The sequence below is a fragment of the Rhizobium tropici CIAT 899 genome (assembly GCF_000330885.1).
In the GTDB taxonomy this organism is placed as follows: Bacteria; Pseudomonadota; Alphaproteobacteria; order Rhizobiales; family Rhizobiaceae; genus Rhizobium; species Rhizobium tropici.
The window spans coordinates 1931320-1946054 of record NC_020062.1 but is presented as its reverse complement, the minus strand read 5'-3'; the positions used below and the strand labels follow the sequence as shown (position 1 = coordinate 1946054).

The following is a 14735-nucleotide window of genomic DNA, read 5'->3' as shown; positions in this document are numbered from 1 at the left end:
TTTGCCGGAGAGTCGCCTCGTCAGCGACTCTCCAATATGCGCATCAACCGGCCGCGATAGCTGTCGAGAATGACGGCCAGTACGATAACGGCGCCGATGACGATCGGTTTGATGTTGTCGTCGGCACCCAAGAGCTGCAGCCCCGTGGACAGCACCTGCAGAATGCAGGCTCCAACCAACGTTCCGATAATCGAGCCCTTGCCGCCGGAGAGACTGGTTCCGCCAATGATGACGGCCGCGATTGCGTTCAATTCATAGCCGATGCCGGCGACAGGGCTGCCGACATTGAGGCGCAGCAGGTAGACCATGGCGGCAATGCCGGCGGTCAGTCCGGAGATGGTGAAGACCGCGATCTTGTATCGCATCGGTTCATGGCCCGAGAGGCGAACCGCCTCCTCATTCGTCCCGATTGCAAAGACGAAACGCCCGAACACCGTGTAGCGCAGCACGAACCAGCCGATAAGGACGACAACAATCGCGATCAGGAAGATCGATGGAAGGACGCCCCAGAAAATCAGATTGCCGAAATCGACGAAGGGCTGCGGCAGGCCGGTGATGGTGGAGTTGTCGCTGACGACGCGGGCAAGGCCGCTTGCGACGTTGAGCATGCCGAGGGTGACGATGAAGGATGGAAGCTTCCATTTCTCGCAGATCCATCCGTTGATGGCACCTAGAATCGCGCCGGCACCCATCGAGGCGAGCGACGCAAGAGCGATCGCCTGCCAGGGAGAAAACCTCGGGTCGATCATGATCGTCGCGCCGATGACGGTGCAAAGCGCCAGCAGCGATCCGACGGAAAGATCGATGCCGCCGGTGAGGATGACGAAGGTCATGCCGGCCGCAAGCACCGTATTGATGGCGATCTGCACGAAGATCTTCAGGAAGTTCTCCGGCGTCGCGAAATAGGGCGCCGTCAGCGAGAAGAAGATCAGAATCAGGACGAGGGCGATGGCGACACCGGCCTCTTTCATCGAGATCCGGATGAGCTTGTCCCAGACGCTGGCCTCTTTTGCCTCGGTCGCCTTTTCAATGTTTCCGGACACGACTGTACTCCTTGTAAGCGAGCGAGAGGATCCTGCTCTCGTCAAATTGGGCCCGGGGGATTTCCCCGGCTATCTTGCCGTCCGAGAAGACGATGATGCGATGGCAAATGCTCATGAGTTCCGGCAGATCCGAAGACACGACGAGGACGCCTTTTCCCTCGGCGGCAAATTTCCACAGAAGCTCATAGATTTCCGCCTTGGCGCCGACATCGATGCCTCGGGTCGGCTCGTCGAAGATCAGCACCCTGGGGCCGCGAAACAGCCATTTGGCGATGACGACCTTCTGCTGATTGCCGCCCGAAAATGTCCTGACGGCCTGATGAATGGACGGTGTTTTGATCCGCAATTCACGCACGAGGCGCTGCGAGGACTCGTCTTCCGCCTTGCGCAAAATCAATCCGTTGCGGGAGACCTTGGCGAGATTGGTGATGGTGGTGTTTTGCGCACAGCTCATGTCGAGCATGAGCCCTTGTATCTTGCGATCTTCGGTCGCCAGGCACAGTCCGACGGTTACCGCGTCCTTGGGCGAGGTAATCTCGACCGGCTGGCCGTCGATGCGGATTTCGCCCGCAGCCTTGGCGTCGGCGCCGAATATGGCCCGGACCGCCTCGGTGCGACCGCTGCCGACAAGCCCGGCAATGCCGACGATTTCTCCCTTGGCAACGGAAAATGACAGCTCCGGGCTGTGACTCGTCACTTTGAGGCCGGAGACGCCAAGCGCCTCGCCGGAGATGGTGCTGTCGCCGCGGAAGGCGTCGTGCTGCGCAAGTTCGCGCCCGACCATGAGTTCGACGATTTTCGGAATTCCGAGCCCTTCGAGCGGCCGCGTAATCACATGCTGTCCATCGCGCAGGATGGTGACGTCATCGCCCACCTCGAAGATCTCTTCGAGCCTATGCGATATATAAAGCGTGGTAACGCCCCGCGCTTTCAGGCGCTTGAGAATCTCAAAGAGCCGATCGACTTCCTTGGAGGTCAGGGTTGCCGTCGGTTCATCGAGGACCAGAAGCTTGCTTTCGTTGGAGAGCGCCTTGGCGATCTCGAGCAGTTGAAGCTGGGCGACGCTCAAGCTGCTGGCAAGCGTCGTCGGCGCCACATCGAGGCCGACTTCCGCCAGCAGCTCCGCCGCCCTGGCGTTCATTTGCCTGTAGTTTACCAAGCCGTATTGGCGCGGCAGATGCTCAAACAACAGGTTTTCGGCGACGGTAAGATTGGAAAGTGGGTGCAGTTCCTGGTGAATGACCCGGATGCCCGCCTTGAACGCCTCGAGCGGAGAGGACGGATGATAGGCTTCGCCGTCGAACAGGATGCGGCCATCGTCCGGCTTGAAGACGCCGCCAAGCAGATTGATCAGGGTCGATTTGCCGGCACCGTTTTCACCAAGAAGAATGTGACCCTTGCCGCGACCGATCTCTATGGAGACATCCTTCAGCGCCACGACGCCCGGGAAGCGCTTGCCTATTCCTTCCAGCTTCAGGATGGCATCATCTACTGTCTCAGGCACGTCCACCTCATCAGCGTTTTCATTTCGAATTGGAGATGATGATCTTCCTCGCGTCGCCTTCCACTGGGGCTAACGCCTCACGCTAAACGGCGGGCCAGAAGATCGATCGAAAAGCGGATGCGCCGGCGATTGCCGACGCATCCCCGCCCGCAAGGCGGGTTTATCGACTATTTGAGGTCCTTGGCGGTGACGAGCGTCACGTCGGTCTTCACCCAGCCGGTGAATTTTTCGCCGGCGTATTCGCGAAGGCCGTACTTGATGCCCATGGCTGCCATTTCCGCGCCGTACTGTTCGACGCTGGCAAGCATCTTGCCGTCCTTGATCAAGGGCTTGACGGAGGGGATGTTATCGAAGCCGACAACCTTGATCTTGCCTGCCTGGCCGGATGCATCGAGCGCCTTGACGACACCCAGGGCCATGGAGTCGTTTGCAGCCATGACGCCTTGAATATCCTTATATTTTGTCAGGAAATTCGTCATGACGGTATTGGCTTCTTCGGTTTCCCAATGTGCGGTCTTGCTGTCGAGAAGCTCGAGCTTGCCGTTCTTGATGGAATCCATGAAGCCTGCCTTGCGCTCCTTGGCGTTGTCGGCCTCGGGATTGCCTTCCAGGATCACGACCTTTGCGCCGGGTCCAAGATCCTTGGCGAGCGCATCGCCGGCAAGCTTGGCGCCGGCAGCGTTGTCGGGACCGAAGAATGCGAGATCGATACCGGCGGCCTTCTTGGCATCGGCGTCGAGCGGCACGTCGATATTGATGACTTTCACGCCGGCCTTCACCGCCTTGGCAAGCGGCGTTGCCATGGCCTTGGAATCGGCCGGTGCGACGACGATGATGTCGTACTTCTGCGTCACGAAATTCTCGACGGCGTCGACCTGCGAGGCAAAGTCACGTTCGTCCTTCATGCCGACGGCCTTGAAGTCGAACTTGTCCTTGTTTTCAGCGGCGTACTTGTCCGCGCCGGCCTTCATCTGCTTGAAGAACTCGTTGGACAGGGATTTCATGATCAGCCCGACCTTGGGCTTGCCGGCCGCGAAGGCAGGCGACACGCCGCAGGACAGCGCAAGTATCAGAGTGCCGGCAAGTCCGAGTTTCAGCGCAGAGCGCCGCGGCGTGTTGATGAAGGCGGTGTCGCGCTTGGTAGAATTGGACATTTTCTCTCCTCCTGAACGGTTCTTGGCTCAGCTCCACCTGAGTTGTCCACGACAATGAACCGGTTCCACGGCTATTGGGTAGCATGCCGCTAAGAATTGTCAAGGCGTTATCGAAATCGGCTCAACTTGGCTGAAATTTCAACTTTACCAACGCCGGAAGAAAGATATGATGAACCGTTTCCATATGAGTATGGCATTTATCCGCGCAATGGAGAATCGGCTTGACTTGAAGCCTTTGACTAAGACGGCGGAGACCATTAGCTGAGAGCCCGGATCAGGCGCCTCGGAAGGTGAGATGAAGGGATATCGGTATCCATATGCCAAAGGTCGGAATTCGAGACGTTGCCAAGCTGGCGGGGGTTTCTACCGGGACCGTTTCAAGGGTTTTGAATGATCATCCTTCCGTGACGGAGGAATTGAGGGCGCGGGTCAGAGGCATTATCGAGCAGCTCGGCTATATGCCAGACCCATCTGCCAGAAGCATGCGCAGCAAGGTCAGCCGTCTCATCGGCATCGTCATTCCCGACCTGACCAACCCCTTCTTTTCGGAACTTGTGCAATCCGCAGAGCAGGCGGCGGCAAGGCATGGCTATAACATCATCGTCATGACCTCCTTCGATCATCCAGCCAAGGAGGCGGATCGAATCGGCCAGCTGACAAGCCGAAAGGTGGATGGCATCATCCTTGTTCCGAGCAATGATTTCCATACGCTCAAGTTGCCGAAGGGATTGCCGATCGTCATCGTCGACCGCCTCCTGCCGGGCTACTCCGGCATCGCAGCCGATCATCGAAGCGGCGTGCGTCTCGGAGTCGAGCATCTCGTAAAGCTCGGCCATCGCCGTATCGGTTTCATTTCAGGTCCCAAGGACTCTGTTCCCGCCAACGATCGTCTCAAGGGCTATCTCGATGCGATGGAGTTGGTCGGCGATGGCAAGGAGAGTGCGACGCCGCTGATCGCAGAAGCCGCTTTCGACTATGAAAGCGGACGGTCTGCCGGAAACTATCTTCTCGCACGCGCGCGCCACGAGCGCCCAACCGCCATATTCGCTAGCTCCGACCAACAGGCGATCGGCTGCATGAGAGCAGCTCACGATTTGGGAATTCCAATCCCGGCTGCCCTTTCCATCGTCGGCTTTGATGGTATTCCGCTTGCAAGCATGACAATCCCACGCCTGACCACCGTCAAGCAGCCAATTCAGGACATAGCGGCTGCGGCGGTCGCTGCTTTATTGAGTCGGCAGGTCGCCCCAGGCCTCGGCAAGCCGCTCCTGTTGCCCTGCGATATTTCCGAGGGGGAAACAACCTCTTCACCACAGCCGGATTGAAGGCGGGTGATGTCGGTGACCTAGCAGGCGCTACACCGCATATCGACTGCATATATTGCTCGCCACATGTATCTGTAGCAATATCTGAGCTACTGTCGTCGGAACTGCCATGCCGATATGTCGCTTTATACCGCTCAAATACCGAGTGTATTAAGCCAGTCTCCGAAGGTAGATGTCTCCGTCATCTGCGGTAGATGACCGACCTTGCATTCGCCTGTATGCCTGCGGACTTCGCTTGGACTATAGCCGAATTCGTGTGTGAAGGCTCGGCTGAAGTTAGCTGCCGATTCAAAGCCGAGATTACCGGCTATATCAGCAATTTTCTGACCGTTGCTCAAGTCGGCAAGTGCTGCGCGTGCAGCCAGAAGTCTTCGTCTTCTCACATAGTTCAACACGCCACCCGATGCCTGGAACAGTCCATAAAGCCTGGTTCGGGAGATTGCCAACTCACGGCTCAATGCTTCAGGGGTTAGGTCCGCCGATCCGAGATTGTTCTGAATAAAGCGACGAGCTTTCGTCATCAGGCCGATCTCGGAGCTGCGATCGCCGGTCGTGTGGCCGTTCACCAGCGGTGCGACACTATGAAATATCATTTCCTGCAGTTGGTTGCGTACACTATGCAGGTCGTCTTTTGTCAAACGGTCGAGGTTTGCTTCGAGAAAAGCAATGTAGTCAGCCAGCAGCTTGACGCGCTCACCCCCTAGGACGATGTTGTTGCTTGCTCCAGGCAGTCCGCCGTGATCGGCAAACAGATCGCAAGGCAGGATGAGGGAGACAGATTGCGCGCTTATGGTGCGGCCGTAAAACGGGCAGCCAAGTGCCCGGATTTCCATCATGCCAGGCTCATTTTCGACCACATGTCCGTTGACGCTGGTCCATGTTCTGCCCGTGCGCAGAAAGGTGATCTGCCAATGATCTATGGCGCTGAAGCGTACTTTTTCTGCAGGGCGCTCATAACGGAAGGCGGGCGTTTGTTGCTGAACGAGAAGCGCCCCTTCCAGATTCCAAACGGTTTGGCTCGCAGCAAAACCATCGGCGGCCTCGGCGCTTTCCGGAAGATAGGCATCGACCAGCGGCGCCATATGCTTCCGCCAAGCCAGGAATTGCCGGTTGGGAGCCTCATTGGACGTGGAGAACGGCAGCGACACGAGTACCGGCAGGTCTGTGGCGTTGCCGCAAAGGGGAGCTTCGGAAATGCGGGGCCAGCGGCGCCTTTCGACAAGGGTCGGTTGTTCGGAGCTAGTCTCCGTTTTATTCCACATCATCGTAATAGCCTTTCGACGAAGCATTCCAACTCGACTGGCGGTTCCCGCGTTGTTCTGGCAACGGGCGGATGAAAGGGAGTGATGGCCGGCCAAAATAGATCGCGCGTGGATAGTATAGATCTTGCATATCCAAGATCTTTCCCCTTCGTCGCAAAACAGCCCGAATTTCAGTCCATCCGAGCGTCCGCCGGTTGGCGGACTGACTGAAGGGACGTGATTGGATCACGTCTTGAGAAAATGATTCTGCCCTGCGATGCGCCTTGGCCAGCGAACCAAAGAAGTCTGTGGATGTTTGAGTCAAGGCTCTGTGCATCCATCGAATATCGCGCCAAGCTATATTCATTGCAGGCAGCATTGTTGCAGTTCCCCGCCGGAAGGCTGTAGGGAAATTAAGCAGATTTCGTTAATATTTTCAAGATATTTATAGAAGTTGCTTAAATATTTTCAGCTGAAATACACGAGTGAAACTTTTAAAGGAGAGTAAACTTATGAGTTTTTGGAAGAACTCGTACAATCTGACTACTGACAATCGAAAAATTGCTATCTCCGTGCCTGTAATACTTGCGATTGCATTTTCGGCAGGAATGGCTGCAAACGCTAATGCGGCCGAGAACCTGCATGTAAAAAATAAGACGGTTCAGCTGTATATGAAGAAGTATCAAAAGAACGACGTCGTCTTCTACAGTGGAAGATCGCTTGCCAAGACCACTTCGATTTCCGCTGAGGACTACTTCAAGGGCTCTCCCTATATCTGTACGCCAAGCGGATTTGGAAGAACGTCGCATTGCTACAATCGTGGTGCATTTTAAGGTGAGCCAAAGACTGTCGCGTGGTATGCGCGGCAAAGAATAGGGGCATTCCCTGGATGGTGGTTCGACGGAACAAGTGGGGACGCGTGCCGCCCGCTATCCAAGAAAAGCCCCTATGTGAGTATTCGACTTCAACCGGGCAGATGACTGCGAACATAATCGCCCCGTCGTAGTTTCAGAACTTCGTCATCATGTTTGATCGGATTATGACGGAACACATACCATTTTCCGCCTGATGCTCGTTTCTGATAGATGGTCCCAGCCTTCTCGCGATGCAGGAAGCAGGACACATTGGATGCTGCACTTTTCTTGCTGTGCCAGACAGCGCTCATGCAGAGCCTACCGCGATCGGTCGCATACCAAGTGCCCTTTGCATAGGATTTTCGAGCGCCCGTGTGCGACCAGGCCGTAAATCGGCGGTGATGGCGTGAGAAGAAACCGGCCCCGTCTTTCCATATCCAGGAGCGTCCCGCGTAGAGCTTTTTGAGCTCCTTCGCACTCATCGGCATGGCTTGGTGGGCCGCATGCGCCGTCATTCGATCGATATGACGATGCGTCGCCGCGTTCGCGGTGCCGGCCAGCAGCATCGCGAACATGGTATTCAGGATGATGAAACGGAACCAGGACATATACTTATCCTCCACCTTTCATCGCGGTCAGTTCAGCAGGGGCGGTGTGGCGACCCGCCAGTCCGGCCTGCCGAGGCCGTCCGGCCAGGGGTAGACTTCACGATCGTTGAAATAAACCACCGCCTGCAGGTTGGGGAATTCGGAGTGCGGCTTGTTGGCTTCCTCGGCCCATCCATGAACATAGGCCTCGTTGCCCTGATAGCCCAATTCCGCGATCACGATCGGCTTCTTGAATCGCTTCACACGGTCATAGCCGGGTTTGGTCGCTTCCACGAAGGTCGAATCCCGCCCGAGCTTGCGTAGATCGAACGGTTGGTAACCGAACACCGACAATCCGACGACGTCGACGAATGAATCACCAGGATAGTAGGCTTCAAGCCCAGCCTTGCCCATCGGCGACCACATGTATTTTGCCGTGGGAAGGCTCTTGCGGCAGACGGTGACCGCGTGCTTATAGGCTTTCACGTAGTCGTCCGCCTTCCAATAGGCCCAGGTGAACTGTCCGTTCTTCTCGTCCATTTCCTGAGCCCAGCGAATGGTGACGGGCGTATTGAGTTTGGCGGCCGCGGAGCAGATCGCCGTCATGTTGGAATCGTAGTGACCCGCCAGAATTCCACTGAGGAGATCGGCTGGTGTGACCCGCCAGTTGCGGGCCCATGACCAGGGCTCGACCGTGATCAGCAGCGAGCGGCCGCGCTTGCGGGCATATTCGTCTGCCGTGCTCAGCGTCGACAGATCGACATCTTCCCAAGGCAGGAAGAGGTGCTCGATCTTTGGATTGGGGTCATTGGAAAAATCCCCGTTGGGATCATAGGCACCCCCCGGTAGCGATTGGGGAGTGATAATCGGCCTCTTGTCATTGAAGAGCGGCCGGGTCTCGGCCCTTGCATCCAAGCCGTTGCTGGCAGCATATATGCCCCCGCAGAGGGCGCCAGCCGCAAGCAAAGCCGTCGTTAGTTTCGATAGGGTTTTCATCGCATTGCCTCCTTCCTCTATTCGGTCTTGCGGACGGTTAAAGAGGTCTTCAAGGCCTCCAGTCGTTGTGAGACCAGATCATCGGCGATGAGGTTTGTCGCCTCATCGGTTTTCTCGGTAATGGGATGGCGAAACACAATCCATGCTCCGCCAGTCTCGCGTTTCTGATAGATCGTTCCATCGAAGATGCGATGGACGAAGCAGGTCTTGGCCGGAAACTGGCCGTTTGCGGCATGCCAGGTTGCCTCCAGACACAGCCGGCCGGTGTCTGTTATAGCCCAGCGGCCTTCAGCCCAGGATTGTCCACCGGTTCCGTCGACCCAGGCTGAGAACCGACGGTCGGTATTCTGCATTCGGCCGGCGCCATCGGGCCAGCGCCAGCTCTTGTCGTGATAGAGCATGTAGAGTTCAGCCGCCGTCATGGGCCTTGCGCCGTCCGGCACCTTGGTGGTGGTCGCGGCGACGGCCGCATCGCTCGCCGTCGCAAGCCCAAGAACGATCGCGCATGCCAGCGATGCCGCGGCGAGGAGGGAGGTCTGTTTCCTTGATGGTTTCATATTATTTCTCCCGTGTTCGTGATTGGCGAGCCTCGGCGCTGCTGCCCTCAAGGCTCGCTGCCGGTTTCGCCGCCTGGCAATGTCTCGCAGGTTACCTTGCGTGCTTGCCGACTTACCTATGGCGCAGATGCGAGCGCCGATCCGACGGGCATGGCTTCGTTCCGCCAGCGCGCTGAGATCCTGCTCGGTTTCCATAACAGCCATCTTCATCTGCGTTCCGCCATAGTGTCCCTGTATGAAACTCAATCGTCCGTGTCGCTCACGTGCCAGTGCGGATTGAGCACCATTCTGTGCAGTCCGCGACCGCCAATTCCAGCACCTGCCACCGAAAAGCGAGTATCGAACAAGACGTAGCCGTCGGTGTCCCAAATCAATGATTGTGCTCCGGCGCGGCCGTGCTCCATGATGCCGAAAAATGGCAGGGCAGTCAGAGCAATCAGACCGCTGGCGAGCGCCGGCCGGTAAAAGCGCCTGCTCGCGCTGAGCGTATTTTCACGCGCATGCTGAACGATGATGACCAGCAGCAGTAAAGTATAGATGGTGGCATTCATCGTAGCGAAGATATAGAAGCCGGAGCTCTCTTCCGCAGCACTGACAAATAGAACCGGCAGGATGGAGACAAAAGAGAGCATGGCATAGGGTGCAAGAACTCGGAACGGTAGAGGATCGACGTCCGATGTACCCTTCGGAGTGACGCGGAAATCCACGAATGTTCCAGTCGTCCAATCGCGTATGGCAGCGAGAGAACCCATAAGCGCCCATGGCCAGCGAGCAAACAGGAACAACGTCATCTCCCAGCTCAGAATACTCGCATCGACGGGTCTGAATGTATGCGTACTGCGCCAGCGGTAGGCAAACAGGATCAGCAGAATGGACTGCGGCACGAAATGCAGCAAAAAGTCAGGATATGATACATCGACGAAGGTCTTCCCTCTAGTAAGCGCGATGATCGGCATGATGAACATCAGCGCCATGAAGAGAGAAAAGAGGGAATACCAGAGCTGCGAAAACAGGAACTGCATTCTGAGGCGTGGCGGCAGCCGTTTGATCAAGCTTGGCGAATATTGCAGCAGGATCATCATGAGGCTGCGCGACCATTGAAACTCCTGGGTGATGAGATCGGCGAAAGTACGCGGACCGTCGCCATGAGCAATGGCATCGAGTGCGTGTATGCCGCGCCAGCCATACGCATTCATCATCAGTGTGGTGGAGTGATCTTCCGCCAGTTCAGGTCCCAGCCCGCCAATGTTCTTGAGGGCCTTGGTGCGGACGGCATAGTGCGAGCCGATGCAAAGTGGCGACAGTCCATGATTGAACCCCGCCTGAAGCGATCCATGCATGCTGGCTTCCGCATAGAGGCGGCCGCGAGCCGCCCAGCTCTCATGGGCATTCTGGTCGCAAATGCTCGGCGCTGATACATAGCCGACTGCCGGGTCGGCAAAGGGCCGAAGCATCTGAAAAAGATAGCCTTGTTCGGGCACGTGGTCGGCATCGAGCTGCACGACGAAATCATAGCCTTCATAGCCGTAGTGATCGTAGAAGAAGGCGAGGTTGCCTTCCTTGCAGCGGGTGCGCCGCGGCCATGTCTGGCGGTGATAATCGTCCCGCCCCTTCCGGGTGGAAATCTGGACGCCATATTTGCTGCACCAATCCCGCGTCGAGGGCGACGGATCTTCATCTGCCAGCCAGGTGTCGTGGGTCACCTCCTGCGCCAGCATGGCATCCAACGTGCGGGCCACCACCGAAAAGGGCTCCGATGGCGCTTTGGTCACCACCATCGCGATGCGGCTGCCGGCAGGAAGCCGTAATTCCCCTGTCGGCTTTTCGGCGCGGAAGAAGACGATGATGAAATAGGCTGGAATGATCGTCACCCAGGCGAGCACCAGGGTCACCAATATCGACCCGAGAGCGTCGACATGATGCGCGGGTGCGAGCCACCAGCTCCAGAAATAGCCGAGTGCCGCAAGCCACAATGCGGCGCAAACCATATATTCCGCGCGCTTGCGACCTTGCAGCACCGGCGTCATCAACGCCCGGTCCTTCATTGCTTGAGCTCGTGTTCGGATCGATGTCATCCTCGCATCTCCAGCCCGAAGAAGGGAGCTGCGGTCCGGATGATCGTTTCGATGTCCGAATGCAGAGCGCGGAAGCCGAGCTTCTCGGCAGCAAGATCCGAAGCGGCATAAAGAGCAGGCGGGTCGCCCGGCCGCCGCCTGTGCATGGCGACAGGAACCTGGCGGCCGCAAACGCGCTCGATCGTGCCGACGATCTCCTTGATCGACGTGCCGCGGCCGCTTCCTAGATTGACGGCGAGATTGTTTCCGCCAGCCAGCAGATATTCGACCGCCAGGACATGCGCCTTGGCAAGATCCAGCACATGGATATAGTCGCGCACACACGTGCCGTCCGGCGTGTCGTAATCGTCGCCGTAGACTTCCAAGGTTTCGGTCGTGCCGGCCGCCGCCAGCAATGCGCGGGGAATGAGATGTGTTTCGGGGTCATGCCATTCGCCGAGTTCCTGTTCCGGATCGGCGCCGGAGGCGTTGAAGTAACGCAGCGCCACATAAGAAAGGCCATAGGCCGCCGAATAGTCGGCCAGCATATGTTCGGCAATCAGCTTGGTTCTGCCGTAGGGATTTATCGGCTGAGGCGTCTCGCATTCGCGGATCGGCAGATGCGCGGGAATTCCGTAGATTGCGCAGCTCGATGAAAAGATCAGCTTATCCGCTTCCGTGCGGCGGCACGCCTCCAGAACCGACAGCGTGCCACTGACATTGTTGGCATAATATTTAGCAGGATTTTCGACGGACTCGCCGACATAGGCGGAGGCGGCGAAATGGATGATTGCCGCGGGTCTATGCTCCTCCATTGTCTCGGCAAGATGGGATGTGTCGAGAATATCTCCTTCCACAAAAGGTCCCCAGCGTACGGAGGTCAGATGGCCCGTCGAGAGGTTGTCATAGACGACCGGCTCGAAGCCTTGTCGATGCAGGAGCTTCGCGGTGTGGCTGCCGATGAAGCCGGCGCCACCCACGACGAGTATTTTTTGCTTGCCCATCACGCAACCTCGAAAAGCTCGCTGCTCGCACGTACCAACTGACGTTCGAAGTACGCGATGGTGGACTTCAATCCATCCGTCAGGGCGATGGACGGTTCCCATCCCAGTTCGCGTTTCGCGACCGTGATATCGGGCCGGCGCTGACGGGGATCGTCGATCGGCAGGGCTTTATGGATTATCTTCGACTTGGAGGCGGTAATCGCGATGACCTGTTCGGCAAGATCGCGCACGGTGAACTCCGCCGGATTGCCGAGATTGACGGGCGTATGGATCGTCGTTTGGTCGGCCATCAGGCGAATGAAGCCCTCGATCAGGTCGGCGACATAGCAGAAGGAGCGCGTCTGGGAACCGTCGCCATAGACGGTAATATCCTCACCCTTGAGCGCCTGTACGATGAAATTGGAAACAACGCGGCCGTCGTCGGGGCGCATGCGCGGTCCATAAGTGTTGAAGATGCGCGCAATCCTGATGTCGACGCCATGACGGGCGTGAAAGTCACGGAAAAGCGTTTCAGCGGAGCGTTTGCCTTCATCGTAGCACGAGCGAGGGCCGAAGGAATTGACGTTACCCCAATAGTTTTCCGGCTGCGGATGCACGTGGGGGTCGCCATAGATTTCCGAGGTCGAGGCCTGGAAAATGCGCGCTTGATGATATGTGGCAAGCTCCAGCAAGTTGAGCGCGCCGAAAACACATGTTTTCATCGTACGGATCGGATCGGCCTGATAATGCGGCGGAGATGCCGGGCAGGCCAGATTGTAGATTTCGTCGACGGGCAGATCGAGCGATGAGATGACGTCGTGGCGGATGAAACTGAACGTCTCGTAACGAAGGAGATGCCAGAGATTGTCCATCCGTCCGGTTGAAAAATCATCCACACATATGACTTCATGACCATCCTGTAGAAGTCGGTCGCAAAGATGTGACCCAAGGAACCCTGCGCCGCCCGCAACAAGGATGGTACGTCTCTTTGTATTGTTTAGCGATATACTTGTAGATTTGAACGCTATGCCCATCAAACCCTCCCGGTAAATTAGACGCGCAGCCGAGTATTCAGGAAAAAGCAACGCCTTTTCCCTTGTGCAAGGCTTTTACAACAAGGAATTATTGCTACAATTTACGGTTATATTTTACCGATAATTAACAATTCTGTCATTATCACGGAATGCAGAAGCTTTGCATTCTGTACATTTTTATGACACGGAAAATAAGTGCGAAGCTTAACTAAACTGTCGCGCTCTTACATTAAGATATTATTTTAACTGATATTTACTGAATCATTTTCCAATAGCTTCGACTTGTTATACTTATTTGCGTAAACAAAGAAACCGAGAGATGTAAGGCGGAACTAACCGAGGTTCGTCTCCTGATAGACCCACGCGTTATTTTGTGTCGCGACGACGAGTCGTCGCAGCGGCTATTCGCGTCCAAGCGTTAGAGCATTTCTGTCTTTGATTTCAGCATGTCATCGTAGCAAAATCGTCGCGCACTTTTGCGCGGCATGGGGCTAGGTCAGGCGCAAATCCAGGCGCGGATGCAGTTTTTTCAAGTTCGGTAATGATTTCATCTGCCAGGGAATTTGCGAGGAGCCGCACACTGTGAGGTGAATATTCGGATGCTTGCGTGCTTCTATGGTCAGTTTGGCAAGCAGGTTGATGCCCGAAGAATTCAAGAATTGCAGACCGGTCAGATCGAAAGTCGCTTTGCCTCCGCTCCCATGAAGAACTGACCTGGCCAGATCGTAGACCGGTGCATAGGCATCGGGACCAGCCAGGCGCATCGTGCCGTCAAAATATAAGGTGCTGCCTTCGGACCAGACGCGGAATGCTTCTTCCTTGATTTCCATAAAGGACCTCTCGCGGGTTCATGCCGATGAAATCGCCATGGCGGCATAGGTTTGGAGCTTGATCCGCTTTTGCGGGCCATTCTCATCGAAATGCCAGGCCAATTGAACCTGGTAGTCGCTCATCAATGTCAACAGTCCTAGTCCGGACGCATCGTCGCCGGCAAGAACGCTTGCTTCGATCTGTTCTATGAGGAGATCGCCGGGATCGCCAGCGGTAACTCTCAATAATAATTGTTGAAATCGCGCCATAGCTTCGCGGTCGATCAAATTCACGGTCCGCATCCGGAAATAATGGCCATCCCTCAATGCCTCGATGAGGATCTCGCCCGAGGCGCGGAATTTGATGGAATTTTCGATAAGCTCGTTGGTCAGGTAACCGATGTCGTGCCGCACCGTCTTGTATTGGCGCTCGGAAGAGCGGAAGCCGAGCGCTATCGTCTCCGCGATAAAGTCGGATGTCATGGCTGAATGACGCCATGCCAGATGCAGCGGTCCGTCGAATAGTCGTATGCGAAGAGCATTGGTGGCGTCGAACGAAACCAGACGTTCCTCGCCGAAAATTGCTGTCGTCAT

14 protein-coding genes are annotated in these 14735 nt (G+C 56.4%); 2 read left to right on the top strand and 12 right to left on the bottom strand.

The window, feature by feature from the left end; translation table 11 throughout:
• Positions 1 to 20: 20 nt before the first annotated feature.
• From RTCIAT899_RS31010 to RTCIAT899_RS31000, 3 genes are all read right to left on the bottom strand, one after another.
• Positions 21 to 1043 carry an ABC transporter permease gene (locus RTCIAT899_RS31010; RefSeq protein WP_015343808.1) on the bottom strand — a complete coding sequence of 341 codons (1023 nt, stop codon included), beginning with the start codon at positions 1041 to 1043 and terminating at the stop codon, positions 21 to 23.
• Positions 1027 to 2553 (bottom strand): sugar ABC transporter ATP-binding protein, encoded by a 1527-nt coding sequence (locus RTCIAT899_RS31005; protein WP_015343807.1) that lies wholly within the window; start codon positions 2551 to 2553, stop codon positions 1027 to 1029. Before RTCIAT899_RS31005 ends, RTCIAT899_RS31010 begins: the two co-directional genes overlap by 17 nt.
• Positions 2554 to 2714: 161 nt before the next feature.
• A complete protein-coding gene (locus RTCIAT899_RS31000) occupies positions 2715 to 3701 on the bottom strand; it encodes a sugar ABC transporter substrate-binding protein (RefSeq protein ID WP_015343806.1) in 987 nt (328 codons plus the stop codon).
• A 317-nt stretch (positions 3702 to 4018) separates the two neighbouring features.
• Here RTCIAT899_RS31000 and RTCIAT899_RS30995 point away from each other — a divergent pair, with 317 nt between their 5' ends.
• On the top strand, positions 4019 to 5026 hold the full coding sequence (locus RTCIAT899_RS30995; protein ID WP_015343805.1) for a LacI family DNA-binding transcriptional regulator: 1008 nt from the start codon (positions 4019 to 4021) through the stop codon (positions 5024 to 5026).
• Between the two features lie 134 nt (positions 5027 to 5160).
• Here the strand turns inward: RTCIAT899_RS30995 and RTCIAT899_RS30990 are convergent, their stop codons facing one another.
• On the bottom strand, positions 5161 to 6291 hold the full coding sequence (locus RTCIAT899_RS30990) for a helix-turn-helix domain-containing protein (RefSeq protein ID WP_015343804.1): 1131 nt from the start codon (positions 6289 to 6291) through the stop codon (positions 5161 to 5163).
• Positions 6292 to 6779: 488 nt separating this feature from the next.
• On the opposite strand from RTCIAT899_RS30990, the gene RTCIAT899_RS30985 reads away from it, so the two are divergent.
• Entirely contained in the window at positions 6780 to 7100 is a 321-nt protein-coding gene (locus RTCIAT899_RS30985) for a hypothetical protein (RefSeq protein WP_015343803.1), read from the top strand.
• Positions 7101 to 7231: 131 nt separating this feature from the next.
• Here RTCIAT899_RS30985 and RTCIAT899_RS30980 read toward each other — a convergent pair whose 3' ends face one another.
• The 8 genes from RTCIAT899_RS30980 to RTCIAT899_RS30945 form a co-directional block, all read right to left on the bottom strand.
• Positions 7232 to 7729: a DUF995 domain-containing protein gene (locus RTCIAT899_RS30980; RefSeq protein ID WP_015343802.1), complete on the bottom strand. Its 498-nt coding sequence runs from the start codon at positions 7727 to 7729 to the stop codon at positions 7232 to 7234.
• Positions 7730 to 7756: 27 nt separating this feature from the next.
• Positions 7757 to 8704 carry a glycoside hydrolase family 26 protein gene (locus RTCIAT899_RS30975; RefSeq protein WP_015343801.1) on the bottom strand — a complete coding sequence of 316 codons (948 nt, stop codon included), beginning with the start codon at positions 8702 to 8704 and terminating at the stop codon, positions 7757 to 7759.
• Positions 8705 to 8721: 17 nt separating this feature from the next.
• Positions 8722 to 9261 (bottom strand): DUF995 domain-containing protein, encoded by a 540-nt coding sequence (locus tag RTCIAT899_RS30970; RefSeq protein WP_041678284.1) that lies wholly within the window; start codon positions 9259 to 9261, stop codon positions 8722 to 8724.
• A gap of 242 nt (positions 9262 to 9503) precedes the next feature.
• On the bottom strand, positions 9504 to 11336 hold the full coding sequence (locus tag RTCIAT899_RS30965; RefSeq protein WP_041678283.1) for a glycosyltransferase family 2 protein: 1833 nt from the start codon (positions 11334 to 11336) through the stop codon (positions 9504 to 9506).
• Positions 11333 to 12319, bottom strand: a complete 987-nt coding sequence (gene galE, locus RTCIAT899_RS30960) for a UDP-glucose 4-epimerase GalE (RefSeq protein ID WP_015343798.1) — start codon at positions 12317 to 12319, stop codon at positions 11333 to 11335. The genes RTCIAT899_RS30965 and galE overlap by 4 nt, the downstream gene beginning before the upstream one ends.
• Positions 12319 to 13332 (bottom strand): UDP-glucuronic acid decarboxylase family protein, encoded by a 1014-nt coding sequence (locus tag RTCIAT899_RS30955; RefSeq protein ID WP_041678282.1) that lies wholly within the window; start codon positions 13330 to 13332, stop codon positions 12319 to 12321. Before RTCIAT899_RS30955 ends, galE begins: the two co-directional genes overlap by 1 nt.
• Positions 13333 to 13823: 491 nt before the next feature.
• Positions 13824 to 14162 carry a slr1659 superfamily regulator gene (locus tag RTCIAT899_RS30950; protein ID WP_015343796.1) on the bottom strand — a complete coding sequence of 113 codons (339 nt, stop codon included), beginning with the start codon at positions 14160 to 14162 and terminating at the stop codon, positions 13824 to 13826.
• An 18-nt stretch (positions 14163 to 14180) separates the two neighbouring features.
• On the bottom strand, positions 14181 to 14735 hold the full coding sequence (locus RTCIAT899_RS30945; RefSeq protein WP_015343795.1) for a slr1658 superfamily regulator: 555 nt from the start codon (positions 14733 to 14735) through the stop codon (positions 14181 to 14183).

Bases quoted from the DNA above. Each gene is read 5' to 3' on its own strand.
- RTCIAT899_RS31000 (WP_015343806.1), bottom strand. From the start codon at position 3,701: ATGTCCAATTCTACCAAGCGCGACACCGCCTTCATCAACACGCCGCGG.
- RTCIAT899_RS30995 (WP_015343805.1), top strand. From the start codon at position 4,019: ATGCCAAAGGTCGGAATTCGAGACGTTGCCAAGCTGGCGGGGGTTTCT.
- RTCIAT899_RS30990 (WP_015343804.1), bottom strand. From the start codon at position 6,291: ATGATGTGGAATAAAACGGAGACTAGCTCCGAACAACCGACCCTTGTC.
- RTCIAT899_RS30985 (WP_015343803.1), top strand. From the start codon at position 6,780: ATGAGTTTTTGGAAGAACTCGTACAATCTGACTACTGACAATCGAAAA.
- RTCIAT899_RS30980 (WP_015343802.1), bottom strand. From the start codon at position 7,729: ATGTCCTGGTTCCGTTTCATCATCCTGAATACCATGTTCGCGATGCTG.
- RTCIAT899_RS30975 (WP_015343801.1), bottom strand. From the start codon at position 8,704: ATGAAAACCCTATCGAAACTAACGACGGCTTTGCTTGCGGCTGGCGCC.
- RTCIAT899_RS30970 (WP_041678284.1), bottom strand. From the start codon at position 9,261: ATGAAACCATCAAGGAAACAGACCTCCCTCCTCGCCGCGGCATCGCTG.
- RTCIAT899_RS30965 (WP_041678283.1), bottom strand. From the start codon at position 11,336: ATGACATCGATCCGAACACGAGCTCAAGCAATGAAGGACCGGGCGTTG.
- galE (WP_015343798.1), bottom strand. From the start codon at position 12,319: ATGGGCAAGCAAAAAATACTCGTCGTGGGTGGCGCCGGCTTCATCGGC.
- RTCIAT899_RS30955 (WP_041678282.1), bottom strand. From the start codon at position 13,332: ATGGGCATAGCGTTCAAATCTACAAGTATATCGCTAAACAATACAAAG.
- RTCIAT899_RS30950 (WP_015343796.1), bottom strand. From the start codon at position 14,162: ATGGAAATCAAGGAAGAAGCATTCCGCGTCTGGTCCGAAGGCAGCACC.
- RTCIAT899_RS30945 (WP_015343795.1), bottom strand. From the start codon at position 14,735: ATGACGACAGCAATTTTCGGCGAGGAACGTCTGGTTTCGTTCGACGCC.